Genomic DNA, 20,268 nt, shown 5'->3' with positions numbered 1-20,268 from the left:
CCCGATCTCCGCTTACTGATTCATGGTCGAGAAGAAGTCCTCGTTGGTCTTCGAGTCCTTCATCTTGTCGAGCAGGAACTCCATCGCATCGACGGTGCCCATCTGCATGAGGATACGGCGCAGGACCCACATCTTGGTGAGCTGGTCCTTGGGAACCAGCAGCTCTTCCTTGCGGGTGCCCGACTTGCCGACGTCCAGGGCCGGGAAGATGCGCTTGTCCGCCACCTTGCGGTCGAGGACGATTTCCGAGTTACCGGTGCCCTTGAACTCTTCGAAGATGACTTCGTCCATGCGGCTGCCGGTGTCGATCAGGGCCGTGGCGATGATCGAAAGCGAGCCGCCCTCCTCGATGTTGCGCGCGGCGCCGAAGAAGCGCTTGGGGCGCTGCAGGGCGTTGGCGTCGACACCGCCGGTCAGCACCTTGCCCGACGAGGGAACGACGGTGTTGTAAGCGCGGCCGAGGCGGGTGATCGAGTCCAGCAGGATCACGACGTCGCGCTTGTGCTCGACCAGGCGCTTGGCCTTCTCGATCACCATTTCGGCGACCTGGACGTGGCGCTGGGCGGGTTCGTCGAAGGTGGAGGAGATAACCTCGCCCTTCACCGAGCGCTGCATGTCGGTGACTTCTTCCGGACGCTCGTCGACGAGCAGCACGAGAAGGAAGACTTCCGGATGGTTGTCGGTGATGGCCTTGGCCATGTTCTGCAGCAGCACGGTCTTACCGGTGCGCGGCGGCGCCACGATCAGGGCGCGCTGGCCCTTGCCCTGCGGCGAGATGAGATCGATCACGCGGGCCGACTTGTCCTTGACCGTGGGGTCGAGGCAATCGAGCTTCAGGCGCTGATCGGGATAGAGCGGCGTCAGGTTGTCGAAGTTGACGCGGTGGCGGACCACGTCGGGATCGTCGAAGTTGACGCTGATGAGCTTGGTGATGGCGAAGTAGCGCTCGCCGTCGCGCGGGGCGCGGATCTCGCCTTCGACGGTATCGCCGGTGCGCAGGCCCCATTTGCGGACCTGGTTCGGCGAGACGTAGATGTCGTCGGGACCGGCGAGGTAGTTCGCCTCGGGGCTGCGCAGGAAGCCGAAACCGTCGGTGAGCACTTCGATGGTGCCCTGCCCTATGATTTCCTCGCCGTCTTCGGCCACTTCCTTGAGGATGGCGAACATCAGGTCCTGTCGGCGGAGCGTCGATGCGCCTTCTACGCCCAGTTCCTCTGCCATTTCGACCAGTTCGGCCGACGTTTTCTTCTTGAGTTCTTTGAGATGCATCTGTCTGGATTCCGGATGGAAATTGAGTGTCGACCGGCGGGATCTAAGGGCTTGGGGAAAGCGGATCCGGGCAGGAGAATGGGCTCGCCGCCCTGTGCCGGAACAAGGCTCAGATAAGCGTTCCGCGGGTTTCGGTCAACGAGTCAATCCGCGAGGCGGCAGACTTGCGGGTTGAACGGAAACGGGATTCATCGCTCCGGATCGAACCGAAGCGATGAATCGGGCGGGATTCAGAACGGCTTCACGACCACCAGGATCACGATCACCACGGCGGCAAGGCCCGGAATCTCGTTCAGCAGACGCAGTTTCTTGCCGGTCAGCGGGCGTTCGCCGCGCGCCAGCTTCTTGCCGTAGCCGACCAGCCAGCCGTGGTAACCGGAGAGCGCCAGCACGAAGAGCAGCTTGGTATGGAGCCAGCCTTCGCTCCACGCACCCATCGCAGTCGCGGTGGCGATGCCGAGGACCCAGGTAAGGATCAGCGAGGGCGTCAGGATGATCTTGCGCAGCTTCGCCTCACGGTCGATCCAGCGCGCTTCCTCTGCCGAGCCGGCTTCCGCTTCCTGGTGATAGACGAAATAGCGCGGGAGCATGAACAGCCCGGCCATCCAGAAGATCACGAAGATGATATGTCCGGCCTTGAGCCAGAGATAGAGCATGGAAAGCACTTCCTGCATGGGTCCCACGAGTCTCGATGGTTGGGCTGTCGGTAGTTGGTCGAATAGGTCCAAGGCCGCCCTCCTGCACCCTTGGTCGGCACGGGGCAAGACGATTCCGGGTCTGAATCAGTGGGGTGGTGGTGTTGGAGGGATTCGGCGCCGGTCATTTGCCTGTGCCCCTCCACCACCCTGCAGAAGGATCAGCGCGACCAGTTGCGGACGATTCCGAGCAGGCGCTCCACGTTCTCGATCGGCGTGAACTGACCGATTCCGTGGCCGAGATTGAAGACATGCGGACGGTCGGCAAAGGCATCGAGCACGCGGTGGGTCTGACTCTCCAGGTCATCGCCGCCCGAAAGCAGCAGCAGCGGATCGAGATTCCCTTGCACGGGAAGACCTGACGGGAGTTCGCGCGCGGCCCAGATGGGATCGATCGTCTCATCGATGCCGACCGCGTCCACGCCGGTTTCTCGGGCATAGGCGGGAAGTTTTTCGCCGGCCCCCTTGGGGAATCCGATGATCGGAGTCTCGGGATGGCGCGCCTTCACTTCGGCTACGATGGCGGCATTGGGTGCGATGACCCAGCGCTCGAACTGGGCCGGAGAGAGCGACCCCGCCCATGAATCAAACAACTGTACAGCCTCAGCTCCGGCTTGGATCTGGCCACTGAGATATTCGACAGTCACCCCCACGATAGCCTGGATGATTTCCGCGAAAGCCGAAGGGTCGCGATAGGCCATTGCCCGAGTCTCATGCTGATCCCGGCTGCCCTCTCCTGCACACATGTAGGTGGCGACCGTCCAGGGACTCCCTGCGAAACCCAGCATCGTCTTGTCGGAATCGAGTCCGGCGCGAACCTTGCGAACGGTTTCGTAGATCGGGGTGAGACGCTCCGGCACCGCGCTGAGATTCTCCAGCGCGGACTCGACCAGGCGCGGAGTCAGTTTCGGCCCTTCACCGGCGAGGAATTCGAGATTCTGTCCCATCGCATAGGGCACGATCAGAATGTCGGAAAACAGGATGGCGCCGTCGAATCCGAACCGGCGGATCGGCTGCAAGGTGATCTCCGCAGCCGCGTCGGTGTCATAGACGAGCGCGAGGAATCCGCCCTTTTCGGCGCGCAGGGCGCGATATTCGGGAAGGTATCTTCCGGCTTGGCGCATCAGCCAGACTGGACGCTTGCTCGTGTTCGTTCCGAGCAGGTTTTCGAGAAGAAGGCCAGGCATCGAGATTCAGGTCCGATCAAAAAAATTAAAGATTCTTAGAAGGATGATGGAGTCTGTTGGTCCTGTGGATATCGGGGACTTTTGAATCTTGCCCGATTCATTCCACCACGAACAGGTTCAAATTCGCGCAACGACTCTCCGGAGAGTCTGAGTCAAAGACTCTTTATCCCTGTTACCCACAGGGTGTGCGGCGGATTTGAATCATGTTTACGACTCTCGCGACGAAATCGGTTCAATGTGGAGCAAAACCGGGAAGCGAGTTGTCACCAGCACTATCCCGTGGTTTATGCCGCCACATATCCACAGGCCGCCGGGTTGTCTCGGGGGTTCTTCACGCGAAAGACTCCGGAAAAGCCTCGAATGGCGCGTTTTCACCTTCACCTGCTCTCGGATTCCACCGGCGAAACGCTGGAAATGATCGCCAAGGCCGCCCTCGCCCAGTTCGACGATTCCGACGTTCTGCGGCATTTCTGGCCGATGGTGCGCTCGCAGCAGCACCTCGACAGGATCATGGGGGAAATCGCCGCCAATCCCGGACTCGTCTTTTTCACGCTGGTGAACGAAGAGACGCGCGGGCGCCTGGAAGAGCGCTGCCAGCAGCTCGGCCTGCCGGCGATCGCGGTGCTCGACGGAGTCACCGATGCCCTGGAAGCCCTGCTCGGGCAGGAAGCCAAGGGCCGTCCCGGCCGCCAGCACCGCCTGGACGATGCCTATTTCGCCCGCGTCGATGCGATTCAGTTCACCATCGCCCATGATGACGGCATCGCCTGGGAGGACTGGGAGGAAGCGGACATCGTGCTTGCGGGAGTCTCGCGCACCAGCAAGACGCCGACCTCGATCTATCTCGCCAATCGCGGCTACAAGGTCGCGAACATCCCGATCGTGGTGGAGAGTCCGCCGCCGAACCTGCTGTTCGGCCTGAAGCGGCCGCTGGTCGTTGGCCTGACTACCGCGCCGGAGCGCCTGATTCAGATCCGCCGCAACCGCCTGCTCTCGCTGAGTCAGTCGCCCGACACCGATTATGTGAAGAGCGACCGGGTCGAGGACGAGCTGAAATACGCGCGCCGCATGTTCGCGGACAATTCCTGGCCGGTGATTGATGTGACGCGTCGTTCGATCGAGGAAACCGCGGCGGCGATCATCAATCTCTACAACGAGCGCAAGGCCGAGGGGACTCAGGGTCCGGTCGGTCCCAAGCCGATCTGACTCACTCGGAAAAGCACCATGATCGTTCTCGCCTCACAGAGCGCCTCGCGGCGCGCCATGCTCGAAGCCGCCGCGATTCCGTTTCGCGCCCAGCCCGCCCACGTCGATGAGCGCGCCATCGAAGCGAGTCTCTCCGGCAGCCCGCCGGCCGAGATCGCGCTCGAACTGGCGCGGGCCAAGGCGCTCGCGGTTTCCGCGCAGGCGCCGGGCGAACTGGTGCTCGGCAGCGATTCCCTCGTCGAATGCGGCGGTCGCCGTTTCGACAAGCCTGCGGACCGAGCGGCCGCCGCCGAGCATCTGCGGTTCTTCTCCGGCAAGGTGATGCATCTCCACAGCGCCGCCGCGCTTGTGCGCGACGGTGAGGTGCGCTGGGCCGAGGATGCGGTGGCGGCGCTCCATGTCACCACGCTTTCGGAAGCCTTCATCGCCGAATATCTGGATGCGGAATGGCCCGAAGTGGCGGGCTGCGTCGGTGTGTTTCGCATCGAAGCGCGCGGCGTGCAGCTTTTCGAGAAGATCGAGGGCGACTATTTCACCATTCTCGGCATGCCGCTGCTGAAAGTGCAGGCGGCCCTGCGCCGTCTGGGAGCGATCGCGTGATGAATCAGCCTTACGCCGAAGTCATCGGCGATCCGATCGAACAGTCCAAGTCGCCGGTGATTCACGGATTCTGGCTGGAGAAGCTGGGCCTTCCCGGTCGCTACGACCGCCACCGGGTTTCGGTCGAGGGACTCGCCGCCTATCTGACCGAGCGCCGCACCGATCCGGACTGGCGCGGCTGCAACGTCACGATGCCGCACAAGCTGGCGATCGTCCCGCTGCTCGATCGCCTCGATCCGCTCGCCGAGAAGATCGGCGCGGTCAACACGGTGGTGCGCGAGGCGGACGGCACGCTGACCGGCTACAACACCGATGCGCCGGGCTTCCTGGAGCCGTTGCAGCCGCTGCTCGATCAGACTCACCTGTTCCGCATGGCCCGCGTACTCGGCACCGGCGGCGCGTCGCGCGCGATCGTCGCGGCGCTGGCGGAGCGCGGATTCGTCGTGGTCCTCGCCGGGCGCGATCCTGCCAAGGCGCGGACCATGCTGGACGAACTGACCACGCAGCAGGACCATCACGCGATCGACCTGGCCCACTTCGCCGAGCCGACCGACTTCGCCTTCGACGACCGCGAGCAGTGCCTCGACGTGATCGTCAATGCGAGTCCGCTGGGCATGACCGGGCAGCCCCCCCTCCCCTTCGACTTCACCCACGCGCCGCCGCGCAGCGTGGTCTACGATATCGTCACCAGCCCGCTCGACACGCCCTTCCTTCAGGAAGCACGCCGGGCCGGATTCGAGACGTTGGACGGGCTGTCGATGCTGATCGGACAGGCCGACGTCGCCTTCGAGCGCTTCTTCGGCGTCAAGCCGCCGCGTACATTCGATGCGGAGCTGCGCGAGCGCCTGTTCGCATGACTCGCATTCTCGGCCTCACCGGCTCCATCGGCATGGGCAAGTCGACGGTGGCCGGGATGTTCCGCGAACGCGGCGTGCCGGTCTTCGATGCCGACGCCGTGGTCCATGAACTTCAAGGACCGGACGGCGTGCTGGTTCCGGCGATCGAGGCGGCTTTCCCCGGCACCACCGGACCGGAGGGCGTGATTCGCCCGAAGCTCGGCGCAGCGGTTTTCGGCGACCGGGAGGCGCTCGCGCGGCTGGAGGGAATCGTCCACCCCGCCGTTGCGGAGTCGCGGCGCCGGTTTTTGAGTGAGCACGAATCCGCGCCGCTGGTCGTTTTCGACATTCCGCTACTCTACGAGAAGACCGGTGATCGGGGGCTGGACGGGGTGGCGGTGGTTTCCGCTCCGGCCGAGGCCCAGCGTGCCCGGGTGTTGGCCCGGCCGGGCATGACGCCCGAAAAATTCGAGCAGATTCTGGACCTCCAGGTGCCCGACGCGGAAAAGCGGGCGCGGGCTGATTTCGTCATCGATACCGGTACGTCGCTGGCAGCAACCCGCGCGCAGGTGGGCCGTATCGTGGCTGCGTTGACCGAGTCAGAATAATCGCCGTCAGGCCCTTGCGAAGTGGGTCTGGCAGGCAGATATGGAGAGGGATGAGAGAGATCATCTTCGATACCGAAACCACAGGTTTCGACCCCAGGAACGGGGACCGGATGGTGGAGATCGGCTGCATCGAGATGGTCAACCGGGTGCTGACCGGCAAGGCCTACCACGCCTATTTCAACCCCGAACGCACGATGCCCGCCGAAGCGGAAGCCGTGCACGGCCTGTCCGATGCCTTCCTGGCCGACAAGCCGCTGTTCGCCCAGAGCGCGCAGGACTTCCTGGACTTCATCGGCGACGCGCCGATGATCGCCCACAATGCCAAATTCGACTTCAACTTCATCAATTTCGAGCTGGAGCGCTGCGGCCATCCGCATGTCGACCTCGTTCGCATGGTCGATACGATGGAACTGGCGAAAGTGCGCCACCCCGGCGCCAAGCTGACGCTGGATGCGCTCTGCTCGCGCTACGGAATTGATCGAAGTCATCGTACCAAGCACGGCGCCTTGCTAGACGCCGAGCTGCTCGCGCAGGTCTACGTGGAGCTTCGGGGCGGTCGTCAGATCGGTCTGGAGCTTCTCGCCGAAACCGCCGAGGTCACGACGGGAGCGCGAATCCTCATTCGCAAGGACCGCCCGTTTCGTCAGCCGCGTCCCCACGCGGCAACCGAGGAGGAACTCCTCATTCATGCGGAGTTTCTCAAGTCGGTCGATGCCCCGCTCTGGGGCGCCTGAATCACAGCAGAGGAGTAATCGCTCATGGACATCCGCGTTTCCGGCCACCAGGTCGACACCGGTGAAGCCCTCCAGACCCACGCCAACGAGCGGTTGACGGCGATCGTAGACAAGTACTTCAGCCGCGCGCTGTCGTCCCAAGTCACCTTCGGCCGCGCCCCGGCCGCAGCGTTCCGCTGCGATATCGTGGTGCACGTGATGCAGAACCTCGTGCTCAAGGGCACCGGCATGGCGCAGGATGCGCACATCGCCTGCGACCAGGCTGCCGAGAAGATCGACAAGCAGCTTCGCCGCTACAAGCGCCGGATCAAGGATCGGCACGAACAGACCGCCTATGCCGTTGCGGTGGAAGAAGCCGCCTATACGATCTTCGAAGAACCGGAGACCGAGCACGAGGAAGAACTCGAAGTCGATGCGCCGGTGGTGATCGCGGAAACCCGCGTGGACGTTCCCGAGGCCACGGTTTCGGATGCGGTGATGATGCTGGACTTGCGCAACACCACGGCGCTGCTGTTCAAAAACGCTGGAACGGGACGCCATAATATGGTTTACCGCCGCGGCGACGGTTCGATTGGCTGGGTCGAACCGCACTGACGCAGACCCAGGCGCCGATCGGGCGTCTGAACTTCTTTTCGGAGAAGCCCCTTCTTCTTTTCGGAGAAGAAAGCATAACCCCCGGTTTTCCGGGGGTTATGAACGTTTAAACCCCAGACATTCCGTTTGGGCCAGAACCAGAAACGCAGATGAGCAGTCTTTTTACCCTGTTGCCTGACGCCGTCGTGACTACCAGCGCAGACAGCAAGCATGTGATTCTCGGCCGTCTCGCCGACCTTTTCGCTGAGGTGTACCACCTCGATCGCGAGCAGGTTCTGGCGCGCATTGTCGAACGCGAGGAAATGGGCAGCACCGGTTTCGGTCGCCGTATCGCGATTCCGCACGCCCGCATGGCAGGCCTGGGACGGCCCGTGGCGGTCGTCATGCGGCTGGATACCCCGGTCGATTTCGATTCCGCCGACGGCGTGCCGATCGATCTCGTCTTCGGCCTGCTGTCTCCCGAAAACGCCGGGGCCACGCACCTTCACGCACTGGCGGCGATCTCGCGCATGATGCGCGATGAGCGCATGCACGGGGCGCTGATCGATGCGCCCGGTCCGGAAGCGCTCTACAGCCTGCTCAGCAACGTCATCGATCGCGATGCCGCCTGAAGCATCGGATTCCGGTGCTCCGGACGTGTCCGGCGCCGGACTGCACTGGCGGGCGCTGGAAGGCCTTTACGCCTCGGCACCGATCAACGGGATGTTCCGCTCTCGCCTGGAGATTCCCGGCGAGGGCCTGTCGCGCATCACTTTCGATGTCGAGCCGGACTGCTTCCATGCCGCCGGGGCCGCGCACGGCACGATCTATTTCAAGATGCTGGACGACGCGGCCTTTTATGCCGCGAACACCCTCGTCACCGACCGCTTCCTGCTGACGACCTCGTTCAACCTGCTGCTGAGCAAGCCGATCAAGGGCGGCACGATCGTGGCGGAAGGCCGCTGGGTCAGCGGCCGCCGCCGCGTGCTGGTTGCGGAATCCCGGCTGGTGGATGAGGACGGCGACGAAGTCGGCCGCGGCACCGGCACCTTCATGCGCTCGCGGATCGCCCTTTCCGGCTTGCCGGGCTACGCCGGTTCCTGATCGTGGACGCGCGCCTTCCTGCCCATCTCGAAGTTTCCGGCCTCCTCCGCGCGGTGGAGATGGAGGGCGGCTTCGGCGCGGTTCTCAGCAAAGGTGAACGCGACGCCGGGACGATCATGCTCGTCCTGATCGAGAATGGAGGTAATCCGCGCCTCTACGAGCGTATGCCGCAACTCGACGGCACCCGCGCCTGGACTTGCACGAAAAGTCAGGATTCCAGCGGAGATCCGGAAGAGCGACTCGCTTTTTCGGAATATCTGGAGCGGCGCGGACGGCAGGATCCCGACTTGTGGATCGTCGAACTGGACGTCGCGAAGCCCGAACGCTTCATCGGGCTTGGTTAATAACGGTGTTGACTTGCACGCGATGCAAGTTAATGGCCACTGCACAGACGCGAATGCGGCTCGGGTAGCACTTCGGCCAACCCGGCTAGCACGCAGACGGGGAATCGTCGGCAGGATCGTTTGGAGTGTGAACGCCTCTGGAAGGCATTCCGTTCCCGCCTGCGTCGGACTGGTTCACCGCCTTTGATCAAGATTTGATGCGAACCAAGTTTCAGTGGGCTAGCGCGGTGGCGCTGGCCGCTACGGTTTTGACCACCCTATTCGGCGCACAGGGTTCGGGCGCCGCGGCTTTGGCACCGGTTCTGGTGCAGGCTAAATCGACCCTCGACCCGATCTTCGTATCGCAGCCGGTCGTCCAGTCCCTCCCCTCGGAAGACGGGGAAGATGCGGCGGACGCAGCAGCTGACACGGGTGCCGATACCGGCGCTGCCGACGAAGAGGACAGCCAGGTCGACGCCGACACGCTCGCGCAGCTCGTTGCGCAGCAGTCGATCCCCGGCCGTCTCAGCAGCGAAATGCGCTGCCTGGCCAGCGCGATCTACTTCGAATCCCGCGGTGAGACGCTCGAAGGCCAGCTGGCTGTTGGCCGCGTGATCATCAATCGCGCCGAATCCGGCCGCTTCCCCGCCAGCTACTGCGGCGTGGTCTATCAGCCCTCGCAGTTCTCGTTCATTCAGGGCAAGAAGATGCCGAAGGCTCAAGAGCAGTCGAGCGCCTGGCGCGAGGCCGTTGCCGTGGCCAAGATCGCTGTCGAGAAGAGCTGGAAGAGCCCGGTGAAGGGCGCCCTCTTCTTCCACGCCACGCGCGTTTCGCCGAACTGGCGCCTGACCCGCCTTGCCCGCGTGGACAATCACATCTTCTATCGCTGAGATTAAGGTCTCGGCGACAGGCACGAAAAAGGGGCGCGAAACAGACCGTTTCGCGCCCCTTTTTCGTATCGGTACGGGATCAGTCCCGCAGCTGGACCCAGACGGGCGTATGATCGCTGGACTTCTCGCGCCCGCGATAGCTCTTGTCGACGCCGCAGGAAACGAGGCGGTCTGCCAGTTCCGGCGAGAGCAGCGCGTGGTCGATGCGGAAGCCGTGGTCGCGTTGCCAGGCGCCGGCCTGATAGTCCCAGAACGTCCAGATGCCGCCGCGCGGGTTATGGGTGGCGATCGCGTCGGTCCAGCCATCGCCCAGCAGGCGGAAGTAGGCGTCGCGCGATTCCGGTTGCATCAGTGCGTCGGCGGCCATGGCGGGCGGCGACCAGACGTCCTGGTCGGTCGGGATCACGTTGAAGTCGCCGGTGACGATCGCCGGGACTTCCTCGGCCTTGATCGCGTCCATGCGGCGGCGCAGGCGCTCCATCCAGCGCAGCTTGTAGTCGAATTTGGGGCCGGGCAGCGGATTGCCGTTGGGCAGGTAGATGCAGACTACGCGCAGACCGAAGACGTCGGCTTCCAGATAGCGCGAGTGTTCGTCCTCGGGTTCGCCGTCCAGTCCGCGCTGGACCTCTACCGGCATTTCGCCGTCGGCAAGGATGGCCACGCCGTTGAAGCCCTTCTGGCCGTGCCAGATGCCCTTGTAGCCGATCTTCTCGAACTCGGCGATCGGGAAGCCCTCGTCCTGAGTCTTGATTTCCTGAAGGCAGGCGACCGCCGGGCGGGTCTCCTCCAGCCATTCGAGCAGACGGGGCAGGCGGGCCTTGATGCCGTTGATGTTGAACGTGGCGATCTTCTTCATATGGAGAAGCTCGATCCGCATCCACAGCCGGCGGCGGCCTGGGGATTCTCCACCCGGAAGGCGGCGCCGCCAAGCGATTCCACGTAGTCCACCACGCAGCCGCTCACGAGGTCGAGGCTGACCGAATCCACCACCAGGCGCACACCGTCGGTTTCCGTCACGGTGTCGTCGGCTTCCGGAGCTTCGGCGAGGCCGAACTTGTACTGAAAGCCCGAACAGCCGCCGCCTTCGACCGAAAGGCGAAGAATCGCCGGCTTTCCTTGCTTTTCGGCGATCGCGGCCACGCGCGAGGCAGCCGAAGGGCTGAGTGTGACGGTTTGCTGGTCCATACCCGCGATGTAGGCTTCCCCGCCCCCTGCGGCAAGGTTGCAAGGCGGTTCGTGCGCTAAGGTTCCGTCATTGCGAGGAGGCGAAGCCGACGAAGCAATCCAGAGCGGCGTTGGACTGCCCTGGATTGCTTCGCTGCGCTCGCAATGACGAAGGAAGAGTGCTGCGATGTGATTGAACCGGAATGTAAGTCCCGATTACGCCATCTGGATATAGTCGCGCATGGCCGCCGCTTCCGATTCCACCTTATCCAGCCGGTACTTCACGATGTCGCCGATCGATACGAAGGCGACCATGCGGCCGTCCACCACTACCGGCAAATGGCGGACGCGGCGCCGGGTCATCAGCGCCAGAGCCGCCAGCGCGGTGGCTGATGGTTCCACGGTGAGCGGCGGTGCGGTCATGACTTCGCTGACCTGCATGCCCAGCACGCTCGGGCCGAATTCGCGCAGGCGGTAGATCAGGTCGCGCTCGGAAAATATCCCGACCAGCCTGTCGCCTTCGAAGATCGGCAGGGCACCGATCCGGCGTTCGGCCAGAAGCGATGCGGCTTCGCTGACGGTGCAGTCTGCCTGGCAGGTGATAACGGCCTCTCGGCCGGCGATGATCCGCTCGATCGTCATGTTCAGTCTCCCTTTTCGGGTCCGCGACCCGCTCCTCGCTGATCCTTTTTCCGGCCCTCTTTCGGGACTCGTTTCAGGGAGACTATCATAGCTGCGGGGTGACTGCACGAGTCCCTTGCGGGCGCACGCGCGAAGGCGCAAATGGGCGCGATGATACCCCGTTCGCCCTTGGAAGATCCCGAAAAGGCAGCCCACGCCTGGGCGCGCTATCGCCGGATCATGCGCTATATGATGACCGTGACGGTGGCGCTGGTGATCGCTTCGGTGATCCTGCTCTATCGTTCGAACGGGATGGTCTCGGTGCACTTCTACATCGCCGCGGCGCTGGGCATCGGCTTCACGATGCTGCTCGCCTCGGCGCTGATGGGGCTGGTGTTCCTGTCCAGCGGTACCGGGCACGACGAGTCGGTGGCGGACCCGCTGAACGAGGATCAGGAGAGCTGAAGCGCTTCAGCTCTCCGCAGGGTGCAGGCGGAATTCTTCGACCGGCTCGCCGCCGATCAGGTGCTGCTGGATGATCCGTTCCAGCACGTCCTCGGTGCAGGAGTGATACCAGACGCCATCGGGCCAGACGACCGCGACCGGCCCGGCGAAGCAGATGCGCAGGCAATCGGCCTTTGTGCGGGCGACCCCGCCTTTTCCGTCGAGGCCGAGCTGCTTGAGGCGCTTCTTCAGGTACTTCCACGCCGCAGCCCCCTTTTCGGGCGAGCAGCACTCGCCTTTCTGCGGTTCGGCGCAGATGAAGATGTGGCGCTGGATCGCGTCGCCTCCGGCCTTGGCCAGGGCTTCCTCGGCCTTCGCGATCTCGTGGTGCGAGGTGGTCATGCTCGCAGCGACCATTCGTCGGCGCGGGCGCGGTAATCCTCTGGCAAAGGTGCAGGACCTTCCGGGCCGACCATGACGATGACGGTGCGGGCGAAGACCACCGGCTTGCCGCCCTGAGTCACGATCTGCACGACTTGCTGGCTGGTCCGTCCGAGCTGCTCGATGGCGCCGTGGACCGTCAGGGTTTCGGGATAGTGCGTTTCGCCGAAGTACTCGATCGAGATGCTCGCCACCATCGTCGCCAGCCCCTGGAACTCATCCTCCCCGGCAGCGGCGCGATAGAAGCGCACGCGCCCGTCTTCGAGCATGCCGGCCATGGCGACGTTGTTGATGTGACGATTGAGATCGAGATCGCTGAAGCGCGGCTCGATCTCACAGGAAAACGGATAGCGCGCGGGATCGAGCAGCGCAGGGTCGGGTCTTGCCATGCCCTTGAGTTAGGAACCCGGAGCGCTCAGGTCCAGCCCCGTGGAAATTCAGCCCTTCTTGCCGACGATCCGCGCGATTTCCGCCGCGACAAGGCGTTCGACCATCGGCGGCAGGTTCTTGTCCAGCCATTCGGCCAGTGCCGGGCGGAGGAGTTCGCGGGTCAGGCCTTCGAGCGAGGTCTCGCCCGAGCGAACGATCTGCGGCGGGGCGCCGGGTTCGGACAGCATCGCCAGGGCGGCCAGCGATTCCCGCATGGAATTACGGGCTTCGTCATGCAGCAGCGCCGGTTCGTCACTGCCCTCGGGCGCGAGCTGGGTCGTCTCGGCGAGGTCGAGCACGTCGTCTTCCTCGTCGAAAACCGTGGTCCGCGCATCTTCGGCCGGACGGCGCTGGCTGCGGGAATCCACGCGGCTGTCGCGCGCGATCACCTGCTTGATCGACTGGAGAATCTCCTCCACCGAAGGTTCACCGCTCTGACGCATGTCACTTTGCCCCTGCTCGCTGTCCGGCGTTGATGCTGTAGCGCGCCGGACACGACGAGATAATCGCTCCGAATTGGAGCAGTCAATCACTGCTGCGGAATGTTCCCGTCCTGCACCGGCGTGTCAACGGTACGGGTGGACTTGGCCACGGGCGCGGGATCGTTGCCCCAGTCCATGAACTTGCCCTTCACGCGGTCGTAATTGAGCTGCGGATCGTAGAGGATTCCGCCGTCCAGATTGAGATCGCGGGCCTCGGCCCTGCCCATCGCCGCCAGCAGCGTGAAACCAGCGACATAGGCGTTGCGCCGTGCCGTCACCAGCGTGACCTGGGCGTTGAGAAGCTCCTGCTCGGCATTCAGAATGTCGAGAATGGTGCGATTGCCCACCGAGTTCTCGGCCCGAACGCCTTCCAGGCTGAGCGCCGCTGCATCGACCGCCACTTGCGAGGAGCGGATCAGATCGTTCGAGGCGTTCCACGAGGTATAGGCCGAACGCACTTGCGCGATCACGTCGCGCTCGGTGGCGATTTCCTGCTCCAGCGTGGCCGAGGCGGTGGCCTGGGCCTGACGGCGCTGGGCGGCGGGAAGTCCGCCCTGGAAGATCGGGATCGACAGCTGCGCGCCCGCCTGCGCGGATGAATCGCTCTGTGAAACGTTTGCGGCAACAACGCCACGCGCCAGCGTGTTGAAGTAATTGTTGTAGCTGCCTTGGCCAAACAGACGCAGGGTGGGCAGGCGCCCGGCTCCTGCCACGTCGATGTCCTTGTCCGCCGCCTTGGTGCGCTCGCGCGCGCCGATCAGGTCGGGATTGGAATCGAGTGCGATCGCGGCGGCATCGTCGGCCGTGGCGGGCAGGTTGGGCAGCGGCGGCGGCGCTTCCAGCGTTTCGGGCGCCCTGCCGACGAAGCGGATGTAAGTCTCCCGCGCGGAGGCGAGGTTCGCTTCGGCGGTGCGCAAGTCGCTCTGGGCGACGGCCAGGCGCGATTGCGACTGGGCGACGTCGGTGCGGGTAAGATCGCCGATCTGGAAACGATCGCTGGTGGCCTGGAGGTTGGTCTCCAGCACGCTGACGTTCTTGCGGTTGAGGCCGACGATTGCCTCGGTGCGGATCACGTCCATGTAGGCGGCGACGACTTGCGAAAAGATCGAGGCTTCGGTCGCGCGCAAGTCCGCCTGTCCGGCTTCCACGCGGATCTTCGCGGCTTTGATGCGGTTCTTCACCGCACCGCCCGAATAGATCGGCACGCCCAGTTGCCCATCCGCAGTGAATGTCTTCGACGGTGCAGTCAGCGAGTTTTCGCTCTGCTTCACGTTCCTGACGAAGGTTTCCGTCGTGCTGAGGCTGGGCAGGCCCGCTGCCCGAGCGATCGGCACGCCCTCGTCGGTCGCGCGCTGTTGGGCGCGCGCCGATTCAAGGGTGGGGTTTGTCTGGTAGGCGGCTATGAGCGCATCGCGCAGGGTATCGGCCCGCGCCGAAGCGCCGGCCAGTGCCAGTGTCAGACATCCCCCCGCGAGCAGCCCGGCACGCAATGCGAACCGGGCCATGCTCAGAAGCTCCAGTTTTTGGGAGCGGCGAATTCGGGCAGAGCCGGAATCCCCATTTCGATCAGCGGCAGCAGCGAAACCGTGCCGGACGCCTTCAGGCCCGAAGCGAGGCGGGTAACGCCGCGCGCGACGACACCGGTTACCACGCGGCCGCCATCGGCCAGCTGGGCCGAAACGGCGGCGGGCAGTTCCTCGACGGCGCCGTCGATCACGGCGAGCGAATAGCCGCCCTCACCTGCCAGACCGGCAACCTCTGCGGGATCGACCACCGTCAGCGAACCGGCCAGCGGACGCAGCAGAGTGGCCAGGTAGCCGTTGGCCTCGCCCACGAGCAGGACCTTGTCGTCCTGGGTCGGGGCGGCTTCGGCCAGCAGCTTGCCGTGGAAGAGCGGCGCAGCCAGGAAGCGGCCGTTTTCGAGCGGGATCGCACGGTCGATATAGGCGGCATCGCGCATCGCGGCGGGAACGAAATCCTCGCGGGCGACGGCGGCCATGGCATTCAGAACCCAATGCTCGTTGACGCCGCTGGTGCGCAGCTGGCTGACGATCATGGCGGTACGCGCTTCGGGGCGTGCTTCGGTGGCGGACCGATCCTCGGTCAGGGTCATTGCGGCCTATTCCTCATGCTGGCGCGGGAAAGGACGGCTGGACGCCTGTACCCCCGCAAAATACGGACTTTATGGGGTGCCTTCTAGGCGAAGCGACGTTTCAGGCCAAGCGGTTTGAAAGTTCTTGGTCGATCAATCGTGACGCTTTGACGATGCTGTTCCCGAACATGCAACCGTCAGCGCGTGGAACACAAGAATCGCCGCGTGAAATGCGCTTTTGCGCAAAATCCAAACCGGGTCTAAGGAGCGCGCAAAATCACGCGATCCGAAAAACGGGAGCACATTTCCATGACGCAGATGGTTACGATCCGCGAAGACGACCTCATCGAGAGTGTCGCCGACGCCCTCCAGTATATCAGCTACTTCCACCCGATGGACTATATCCGTGCTCTCGGCGATGCCTACGAGGCGGAGCAAGGCCCGGCAGCCAAGGACGCGATCGCCCAGATCCTGACCAACAGCCGCATGTGCGCCGAAGGGCATCGCCCGATCTGCCAGGACACCGGCATCGTCAACGTCTTCATCGAATGGGGCCAGAATTGCCGCCTCGAATCCGAGAAGTCGCTGCAGGAAGTGGTCGATGAAGGCGTGCGCCGCGCCTACAACAATGCCGAGAACAAGCTGCGCGCCTCGGTGCTGGCGGACCCGGCCTTCACCCGCCGCAACACCAAGGACAATACGCCTTCGGTGCTCTCGGTCAGCATGGTTCCGGGATCGAAGGTCTCGGTGGACGTCGCGGCCAAGGGCGGTGGCTCGGAGAACAAGTCGAAGTTCAAGATGATGAATCCCAGCGATTCCATCGTCGACTGGGTGATCGAGATGCTGCCGCAGATGGGCGCCGGCTGGTGCCCGCCGGGTATGCTCGGCATCGGCATCGGCGGCACCGCCGAGCACTGCGTCAAGCTTGCCAAGCAGAGCCTGATGGAGCCGATCGACATGGCCCAGCTCAAGCAGCGCGGCCCGCAGAACGATATCGAGGCGCTGCGCATCGAGATCTTCGACAAGGTGAACGCGCTCGGTATTGGCGCGCAGGGCCTCGGCGGCCTTGCCACCATCCTCGACGTCAAGATCATGGACTGGCCGTGCCACGCCGCAGGCAAGCCCGTCGCGATGATCCCGAACTGCGCCGCTACCCGCCACGCGCACTTCACGCTGGACGGTTCCGGTCCGAGCTTCCTCGAAACCCCGAACCTCGACGAGTGGCCGCAGGTGGAGTGGGCTCCCGATGCAGGCGCCATCCGCGTCGACCTCGACACCCTCACTCCCGAGATCGTGCAGAGCTGGAAGCAGGGTGACCGCCTGCTGCTCAACGGCAAGATGCTCACCGGCCGCGATGCAGCGCACAAGCGCATTGCCGACATGCTCGCCAAGGGTGAGGAACTGCCGGTCGATTTCAAGGGCCGCGTGATCTACTACGTCGGGCCCGTCGATCCGGTGCGCGAGGAAGTCGTCGGCCCTGCCGGTCCGACCACCGCGACCCGCATGGACAAGTTCTCGGACACGATGCTCGATCTCGGCCTGCTCGCCAGCATCGGCAAGTCGGAACGCGGCCCCGCCGCCACCGAGTCCATTGCCAAGCACAAGTCGGCCTATCTGATGGCTGTCGGCGGTGCGGCCTACCTCGTCGCCCGCGCGATCAAGGAAGCCAAGGTCGTCGGCTTTGCGGACCTGGGCATGGAAGCGATCTACGAATTCACCGTCAAGGACATGCCGGTGACCGTGGCCGTCGATTCCGAAGGCAAGAACGTCCACCAGCTCGCGCCGCTCGTGTGGAAGGAAAAGATCGCCAAGGAGCACCTGCTCCCGGCGTAAGATATTGCCGATCCGGCGGGTGTTTCCGCCGGATCGGCACTCTCCTGCGGGCCGGTTCGACGAATGTCGGTCCCGGCCCGATCAGGGAACTGGCGCTGCGGGGTTTTTTCGCGCTATCCCCTGAGGATGACGACCTCCGAAACCATCGACACCAATCGGCCACGCGTGCCCGCGCGGCTCGTCCTGATGTCCCTGGCCGCGCTTTGGACCTGCTATTTCATCGTCGCCACCTTGCGCGGTGTCGTGCTGGACTACGAAATGAGCTGGGCGATCGTGTCCCGGCGGCTGACGATCTGCATTCTCTCGATGCTGCTGATGGCCGCGGTCTGGCCGCTGCTGCAATTGCTGGACCGGCGCTCGGCCAGTGCGCGCTTCGTGGTCGTGCTGGTCGGCGCACTGCCGCTGTCGATTGCGCTGACGCTGATCAACGGCGCGATTTTCGCCGATATGGAAACGACCAAGGCTTATGGCACCGAGGAAGAGGCGGCAGCCGTAAAAGCCGGGAACGTGCGGATCAGCCGGGACGAAGCCGGTAATATCCTTCTGGACCTGCCTCCCTCTGCGACGCGGCGGGCCGATCCCAGTGAGGCGGTCCCTTCCGACGAGCCGACCGATTCGGCAACCGGCACGACAACCTCGACCGAAGAGACCAGTTCGTCGATCACGATCAGCACCGAGAAGCTGTTCGGCAAGAGTGTAGGCGATTGGGCGAGCATGACCGATACCGCCTTCGGCCGCTACTTTCTGGTCCTGGCCTGGGCGGCGCTCTACTTCGCGCTCGTCAAGGCCGAGGAAGCCCGCGCGGCGGAATGGCGCGAGGGTGAATATCGCCGGGCGGCGGCGGCGGCGGAGCTGCGCTCGCTGCGCTATCAGGTCAATCCGCACTTCCTGTTCAACACACTCAACTCGCTTTCCGCGCTGGTGATGATCGGCAGGCAGGACGATGCGGAGAAGATGATCCAGAACCTCTCGACCTTCTATCGCCGAACACTTTCCGGAGATCCTACCAATGATCTTGCGCTGGTAGATGAGATCGAACTTCAGAAACTCTATTTCGCCATAGAAGCCGTGCGCTTTCCGAATCGCTTGTTGACGACGATTGATGTTGACGATTCCGTTCTTGGTGCAATGGTGCCGGGCATGATCCTGCAACCGCTCGTCGAGAACTCGGTGAAATATGCCGTCGCGGCCACACAGAAGCCGGTGACGATCGCCGTGCATGCAAGACGTGTGGAAGGGCGTGACGGCGACTTGCTGGAAATGAGCGTTACCGACGATGGACCGGGATGCCCGGAAAACTCCGGCGGTTTCGGGATTGGTCTCAGCAATGTGCGGGACCGGTTGCGGGCGCGCTATGGCGCAGCGGCCACCATCGAATTCGGCAAGCGCCCCGAAGGCGGCTTCGCCACGGTCCTGAGAATGCCCCTGGAGTCCGGACTTGCCTGAAATGACCCCTGAATCGAGCGGGGCCGCGCCGCTGCGCGCGCTGATCGTCGATGACGAGCCGCTGGCGGTAGAGCGCATGCAGGTGATCTGCTCGCGGATCGACGGCGTATCGGTGATCGGCACTGCCAGCGACGGACAGGCCGCACTGCGCCTGATCGATGCCCTCACCCCCGATCTCGTCCTGCTCGACCTGACGATGCCGGAAACCGATGGTCTCACCGTCGCGCGGCGACTCTCGGGCAAGCCCGATGCCCCGGCGGTGATCTTCGTGACCGCGCACGATGAATTCGCGGTCGAGGCCTTCGATCTCGACGCCATCGACTACGTGCTCAAGCCCGTCGCGCCCGACCGGCTGGAACGCGCCGTGGGCCGCGTGATGTCGCGGCGTGGAGACCAGCGCACTGCGCCGACCAGCGAGTGGCTGGAGGAATTCTGGGTGCCGCACCGCTCCGAACTCGTGCGGGTGCCGGCGGCCGACGTCGAGCGCATCGATGCCGAGCGCGACTATGTGCGGCTTCATGTGCGAGGGCAGAGTTACCTGCTGCTCCAGACCATCACCAGTCTGGAAGAGCGCCTCGATCCCGAGCGTTTCATCCGCATCCATCGCAGCTGCATCCTGCGCCGCGACCATGTGACGGGTCTGCGGCACGAGGGACTGGGCGTCTGGTCGGTCGAGACCGGCAGCGGCGAGGCCTTGCGGATCGGCCGGACCTATCTGCCGATGGTAAAGAAAATGGCGGGCCGTTAAGGCCCGCCAGTCTTGTATCCGGGTTATTTTTATGGGACCTCTTGAGAGCTTCCCGCACCAGCCTTGATGGGGGTTTACTGGCCGACAGCGAGGTGCTGGCCGTTGTCGGCCTTGTCGACGGCACCGGCTACCTGACTGCGGACGTTTTCGCGGGCCTTGGCGTAGCAATCGGTGGCATCGGCGCTGCGTAGGCGCGATCCGGTGGTTGAAGAGTTCAGGCCGCAGGCCGAGCGGGCGGCGGTGTCGATGCGGCGGTCCAGCTTCTTCTGACCTTCCGGCGTAGAGAGGTTCAGGTCGGAATAGCGCACTTCGACTTCCTTGGCGAAAGCGGGAGCCGGGGCGGTTGCGGCGGCAATGGCGCCGAAGGCAAATCCGGCGGCGGCGACAGCGGCGAACAGGTTGGTCTTGAACATCGTCTCTTCCTCCTCGGGGTGAGCCGTTGGTCGAGAGTGTGTCGCGTCCGGCTCGGTGAATCCTGTTTGCCTCCGAATCACGGCCGCTTCACGCGAGGGTCGACCATGACCCGTCCAAGTTCGACGAAGG

At 64.0% G+C, this 20,268-nt stretch carries 26 protein-coding genes; 14 read left to right on the top strand and 12 right to left on the bottom strand.

Features of this window, described 5'->3' with window-relative positions:
* Positions 1 to 12 precede the first annotated feature (12 nt).
* The 3 genes from rho to hemE all read right to left on the bottom strand — a co-directional run bounded on the left by rho (position 13) and on the right by hemE (position 3,151).
* Positions 13 to 1,269, bottom strand: coding sequence for a transcription termination factor Rho (rho, locus tag V7066_RS11910; protein ID WP_147216117.1), 1,257 nt, complete (start codon positions 1,267 to 1,269; stop codon positions 13 to 15).
* A gap of 230 nt (positions 1,270 to 1,499) precedes the next feature.
* Entirely contained in the window at positions 1,500 to 1,925 is a 426-nt protein-coding gene (locus V7066_RS11905) for a CopD family protein (protein ID WP_442947324.1), read from the bottom strand.
* A gap of 200 nt (positions 1,926 to 2,125) precedes the next feature.
* Positions 2,126 to 3,151, bottom strand: a complete 1,026-nt coding sequence (hemE, locus tag V7066_RS11900) for a uroporphyrinogen decarboxylase (RefSeq protein ID WP_334183247.1) — start codon at positions 3,149 to 3,151, stop codon at positions 2,126 to 2,128.
* 360 nt (positions 3,152 to 3,511) lie between these two features.
* On the opposite strand from hemE, the gene V7066_RS11895 reads away from it, so the two are divergent.
* The 10 genes from V7066_RS11895 to V7066_RS11850 all read left to right on the top strand — a co-directional run bounded on the left by V7066_RS11895 (position 3,512) and on the right by V7066_RS11850 (position 10,025).
* Positions 3,512 to 4,357, top strand: a complete 846-nt coding sequence (locus V7066_RS11895; protein ID WP_334183246.1) for a pyruvate, water dikinase regulatory protein — start codon at positions 3,512 to 3,514, stop codon at positions 4,355 to 4,357.
* Between the two features lie 18 nt (positions 4,358 to 4,375).
* Positions 4,376 to 4,957 (top strand): Maf family protein, encoded by a 582-nt coding sequence (locus V7066_RS11890; protein WP_334183245.1) that lies wholly within the window; start codon positions 4,376 to 4,378, stop codon positions 4,955 to 4,957.
* The gene (locus tag V7066_RS11885) at positions 4,957 to 5,814 is read left to right on the top strand and encodes a shikimate dehydrogenase family protein (protein ID WP_334183298.1); all 858 of its coding nucleotides are present in this window, start codon (positions 4,957 to 4,959) and stop codon (positions 5,812 to 5,814) included. The genes V7066_RS11890 and V7066_RS11885 overlap by 1 nt, the downstream gene beginning before the upstream one ends.
* Entirely contained in the window at positions 5,811 to 6,401 is a 591-nt protein-coding gene (coaE, locus tag V7066_RS11880; protein WP_334183244.1) for a dephospho-CoA kinase, read from the top strand. The genes V7066_RS11885 and coaE overlap by 4 nt, the downstream gene beginning before the upstream one ends.
* 50 nt (positions 6,402 to 6,451) lie before the next feature.
* Positions 6,452 to 7,135, top strand: a complete 684-nt coding sequence (dnaQ, locus tag V7066_RS11875; RefSeq protein WP_334183243.1) for a DNA polymerase III subunit epsilon — start codon at positions 6,452 to 6,454, stop codon at positions 7,133 to 7,135.
* Positions 7,136 to 7,159: 24 nt separating this feature from the next.
* Positions 7,160 to 7,729, top strand: coding sequence for a ribosome hibernation-promoting factor, HPF/YfiA family (gene hpf / locus V7066_RS11870; RefSeq protein ID WP_334183242.1), 570 nt, complete (start codon positions 7,160 to 7,162; stop codon positions 7,727 to 7,729).
* Between the two features lie 149 nt (positions 7,730 to 7,878).
* Positions 7,879 to 8,340, top strand: coding sequence for a PTS sugar transporter subunit IIA (locus tag V7066_RS11865; protein ID WP_334183241.1), 462 nt, complete (start codon positions 7,879 to 7,881; stop codon positions 8,338 to 8,340).
* On the top strand, positions 8,330 to 8,812 hold the full coding sequence (locus V7066_RS11860) for a PaaI family thioesterase (RefSeq protein ID WP_334183240.1): 483 nt from the start codon (positions 8,330 to 8,332) through the stop codon (positions 8,810 to 8,812). The genes V7066_RS11865 and V7066_RS11860 overlap by 11 nt, the downstream gene beginning before the upstream one ends.
* Before the next feature lie 2 nt (positions 8,813 to 8,814).
* Entirely contained in the window at positions 8,815 to 9,156 is a 342-nt protein-coding gene (locus V7066_RS11855; protein WP_334183239.1) for a DUF1491 family protein, read from the top strand.
* Between the two features lie 197 nt (positions 9,157 to 9,353).
* Positions 9,354 to 10,025 carry a cell wall hydrolase gene (locus V7066_RS11850; protein ID WP_334183238.1) on the top strand — a complete coding sequence of 224 codons (672 nt, stop codon included), beginning with the start codon at positions 9,354 to 9,356 and terminating at the stop codon, positions 10,023 to 10,025.
* Between the two features lie 79 nt (positions 10,026 to 10,104).
* Here the strand turns inward: V7066_RS11850 and xth are convergent, their stop codons facing one another.
* From xth to V7066_RS11835, 3 genes are all read right to left on the bottom strand, one after another.
* The gene (gene xth, locus V7066_RS11845; RefSeq protein ID WP_334183237.1) at positions 10,105 to 10,881 is read right to left on the bottom strand and encodes an exodeoxyribonuclease III; all 777 of its coding nucleotides are present in this window, start codon (positions 10,879 to 10,881) and stop codon (positions 10,105 to 10,107) included.
* Positions 10,878 to 11,210, bottom strand: coding sequence for an iron-sulfur cluster insertion protein ErpA (erpA, locus tag V7066_RS11840; protein WP_147216089.1), 333 nt, complete (start codon positions 11,208 to 11,210; stop codon positions 10,878 to 10,880). The genes xth and erpA overlap by 4 nt, the downstream gene beginning before the upstream one ends.
* A 195-nt stretch (positions 11,211 to 11,405) precedes the next feature.
* The gene (locus V7066_RS11835; RefSeq protein WP_334183236.1) at positions 11,406 to 11,831 is read right to left on the bottom strand and encodes a CBS domain-containing protein; all 426 of its coding nucleotides are present in this window, start codon (positions 11,829 to 11,831) and stop codon (positions 11,406 to 11,408) included.
* Positions 11,832 to 11,981: 150 nt separating this feature from the next.
* Between V7066_RS11835 and V7066_RS11830 the strand changes: the two genes are divergently transcribed.
* The gene (locus V7066_RS11830) at positions 11,982 to 12,275 is read left to right on the top strand and encodes a hypothetical protein (protein ID WP_334183235.1); all 294 of its coding nucleotides are present in this window, start codon (positions 11,982 to 11,984) and stop codon (positions 12,273 to 12,275) included.
* A gap of 6 nt (positions 12,276 to 12,281) precedes the next feature.
* Here V7066_RS11830 and V7066_RS11825 read toward each other — a convergent pair whose 3' ends face one another.
* The 5 genes from V7066_RS11825 to V7066_RS11805 form a co-directional block, all read right to left on the bottom strand.
* Positions 12,282 to 12,656 (bottom strand): (2Fe-2S) ferredoxin domain-containing protein, encoded by a 375-nt coding sequence (locus tag V7066_RS11825; RefSeq protein WP_334183234.1) that lies wholly within the window; start codon positions 12,654 to 12,656, stop codon positions 12,282 to 12,284.
* Positions 12,653 to 13,084 carry an acyl-CoA thioesterase gene (locus tag V7066_RS11820; RefSeq protein WP_334183233.1) on the bottom strand — a complete coding sequence of 144 codons (432 nt, stop codon included), beginning with the start codon at positions 13,082 to 13,084 and terminating at the stop codon, positions 12,653 to 12,655. Before V7066_RS11820 ends, V7066_RS11825 begins: the two co-directional genes overlap by 4 nt.
* 48 nt (positions 13,085 to 13,132) lie before the next feature.
* Positions 13,133 to 13,567 carry a DUF2497 domain-containing protein gene (locus tag V7066_RS11815; RefSeq protein WP_334183232.1) on the bottom strand — a complete coding sequence of 145 codons (435 nt, stop codon included), beginning with the start codon at positions 13,565 to 13,567 and terminating at the stop codon, positions 13,133 to 13,135.
* Positions 13,568 to 13,653: 86 nt separating this feature from the next.
* Positions 13,654 to 15,111, bottom strand: coding sequence for a TolC family outer membrane protein (locus V7066_RS11810; RefSeq protein ID WP_334183231.1), 1,458 nt, complete (start codon positions 15,109 to 15,111; stop codon positions 13,654 to 13,656).
* 2 nt (positions 15,112 to 15,113) lie between these two features.
* On the bottom strand, positions 15,114 to 15,719 hold the full coding sequence (locus V7066_RS11805) for a protein-L-isoaspartate O-methyltransferase family protein (protein WP_334183230.1): 606 nt from the start codon (positions 15,717 to 15,719) through the stop codon (positions 15,114 to 15,116).
* A gap of 288 nt (positions 15,720 to 16,007) precedes the next feature.
* On the opposite strand from V7066_RS11805, the gene V7066_RS11800 reads away from it, so the two are divergent.
* From V7066_RS11800 to V7066_RS11790, 3 genes are all read left to right on the top strand, one after another.
* A complete protein-coding gene (locus V7066_RS11800; protein ID WP_086490875.1) occupies positions 16,008 to 17,531 on the top strand; it encodes a fumarate hydratase in 1,524 nt (507 codons plus the stop codon).
* 126 nt (positions 17,532 to 17,657) lie between these two features.
* Positions 17,658 to 18,977 carry a sensor histidine kinase gene (locus V7066_RS11795; protein ID WP_334183229.1) on the top strand — a complete coding sequence of 440 codons (1,320 nt, stop codon included), beginning with the start codon at positions 17,658 to 17,660 and terminating at the stop codon, positions 18,975 to 18,977.
* Between the two features lies 1 nt (position 18,978).
* A complete protein-coding gene (locus V7066_RS11790) occupies positions 18,979 to 19,725 on the top strand; it encodes a LytR/AlgR family response regulator transcription factor (protein WP_334183228.1) in 747 nt (248 codons plus the stop codon).
* A gap of 74 nt (positions 19,726 to 19,799) precedes the next feature.
* Here V7066_RS11790 and V7066_RS11785 read toward each other — a convergent pair whose 3' ends face one another.
* Positions 19,800 to 20,138 carry a UrcA family protein gene (locus V7066_RS11785; RefSeq protein ID WP_334183227.1) on the bottom strand — a complete coding sequence of 113 codons (339 nt, stop codon included), beginning with the start codon at positions 20,136 to 20,138 and terminating at the stop codon, positions 19,800 to 19,802.
* Positions 20,139 to 20,268 lie beyond the last annotated feature (130 nt).

This window comes from Novosphingobium sp. (assembly GCF_036820275.1).
Classification (GTDB): domain Bacteria; phylum Pseudomonadota; class Alphaproteobacteria; order Sphingomonadales; family Sphingomonadaceae; genus Novosphingobium.
Note: the sequence above shows the minus strand (reverse complement) of the source record. Positions and strands in the feature narration are given on the sequence as shown.

Coding starts and splice junctions, on each gene's coding strand:
- hemE (WP_334183247.1), bottom strand. CDS start 3,151: ATGCCTGGCCTTCTTCTCGAAAACCTGCTCGGAACGAACACGAGCAAG.
- xth (WP_334183237.1), bottom strand. CDS start 10,881: ATGAAGAAGATCGCCACGTTCAACATCAACGGCATCAAGGCCCGCCTG.
- hpf (WP_334183242.1), top strand. CDS start 7,160: ATGGACATCCGCGTTTCCGGCCACCAGGTCGACACCGGTGAAGCCCTC.
- rho (WP_147216117.1), bottom strand. CDS start 1,269: ATGCATCTCAAAGAACTCAAGAAGAAAACGTCGGCCGAACTGGTCGAA.
- V7066_RS11830 (WP_334183235.1), top strand. CDS start 11,982: ATGATACCCCGTTCGCCCTTGGAAGATCCCGAAAAGGCAGCCCACGCC.
- V7066_RS11800 (WP_086490875.1), top strand. CDS start 16,008: ATGACGCAGATGGTTACGATCCGCGAAGACGACCTCATCGAGAGTGTC.
- V7066_RS11805 (WP_334183230.1), bottom strand. CDS start 15,719: ATGACCCTGACCGAGGATCGGTCCGCCACCGAAGCACGCCCCGAAGCG.
- V7066_RS11795 (WP_334183229.1), top strand. CDS start 17,658: ATGACGACCTCCGAAACCATCGACACCAATCGGCCACGCGTGCCCGCG.
- V7066_RS11860 (WP_334183240.1), top strand. CDS start 8,330: ATGCCGCCTGAAGCATCGGATTCCGGTGCTCCGGACGTGTCCGGCGCC.
- V7066_RS11825 (WP_334183234.1), bottom strand. CDS start 12,656: ATGACCACCTCGCACCACGAGATCGCGAAGGCCGAGGAAGCCCTGGCC.
- V7066_RS11885 (WP_334183298.1), top strand. CDS start 4,957: ATGAATCAGCCTTACGCCGAAGTCATCGGCGATCCGATCGAACAGTCC.
- V7066_RS11810 (WP_334183231.1), bottom strand. CDS start 15,111: ATGGCCCGGTTCGCATTGCGTGCCGGGCTGCTCGCGGGGGGATGTCTG.
- V7066_RS11890 (WP_334183245.1), top strand. CDS start 4,376: ATGATCGTTCTCGCCTCACAGAGCGCCTCGCGGCGCGCCATGCTCGAA.
- V7066_RS11815 (WP_334183232.1), bottom strand. CDS start 13,567: ATGCGTCAGAGCGGTGAACCTTCGGTGGAGGAGATTCTCCAGTCGATC.
- dnaQ (WP_334183243.1), top strand. CDS start 6,452: ATGAGAGAGATCATCTTCGATACCGAAACCACAGGTTTCGACCCCAGG.
- V7066_RS11895 (WP_334183246.1), top strand. CDS start 3,512: ATGGCGCGTTTTCACCTTCACCTGCTCTCGGATTCCACCGGCGAAACG.
- V7066_RS11835 (WP_334183236.1), bottom strand. CDS start 11,831: ATGACGATCGAGCGGATCATCGCCGGCCGAGAGGCCGTTATCACCTGC.
- V7066_RS11820 (WP_334183233.1), bottom strand. CDS start 13,084: ATGGCAAGACCCGACCCTGCGCTGCTCGATCCCGCGCGCTATCCGTTT.
- V7066_RS11865 (WP_334183241.1), top strand. CDS start 7,879: ATGAGCAGTCTTTTTACCCTGTTGCCTGACGCCGTCGTGACTACCAGC.
- V7066_RS11905 (WP_442947324.1), bottom strand. CDS start 1,925: ATGCTCTATCTCTGGCTCAAGGCCGGACATATCATCTTCGTGATCTTC.
- coaE (WP_334183244.1), top strand. CDS start 5,811: ATGACTCGCATTCTCGGCCTCACCGGCTCCATCGGCATGGGCAAGTCG.
- erpA (WP_147216089.1), bottom strand. CDS start 11,210: ATGGACCAGCAAACCGTCACACTCAGCCCTTCGGCTGCCTCGCGCGTG.
- V7066_RS11785 (WP_334183227.1), bottom strand. CDS start 20,138: ATGTTCAAGACCAACCTGTTCGCCGCTGTCGCCGCCGCCGGATTTGCC.
- V7066_RS11790 (WP_334183228.1), top strand. CDS start 18,979: ATGACCCCTGAATCGAGCGGGGCCGCGCCGCTGCGCGCGCTGATCGTC.
- V7066_RS11850 (WP_334183238.1), top strand. CDS start 9,354: ATGCGAACCAAGTTTCAGTGGGCTAGCGCGGTGGCGCTGGCCGCTACG.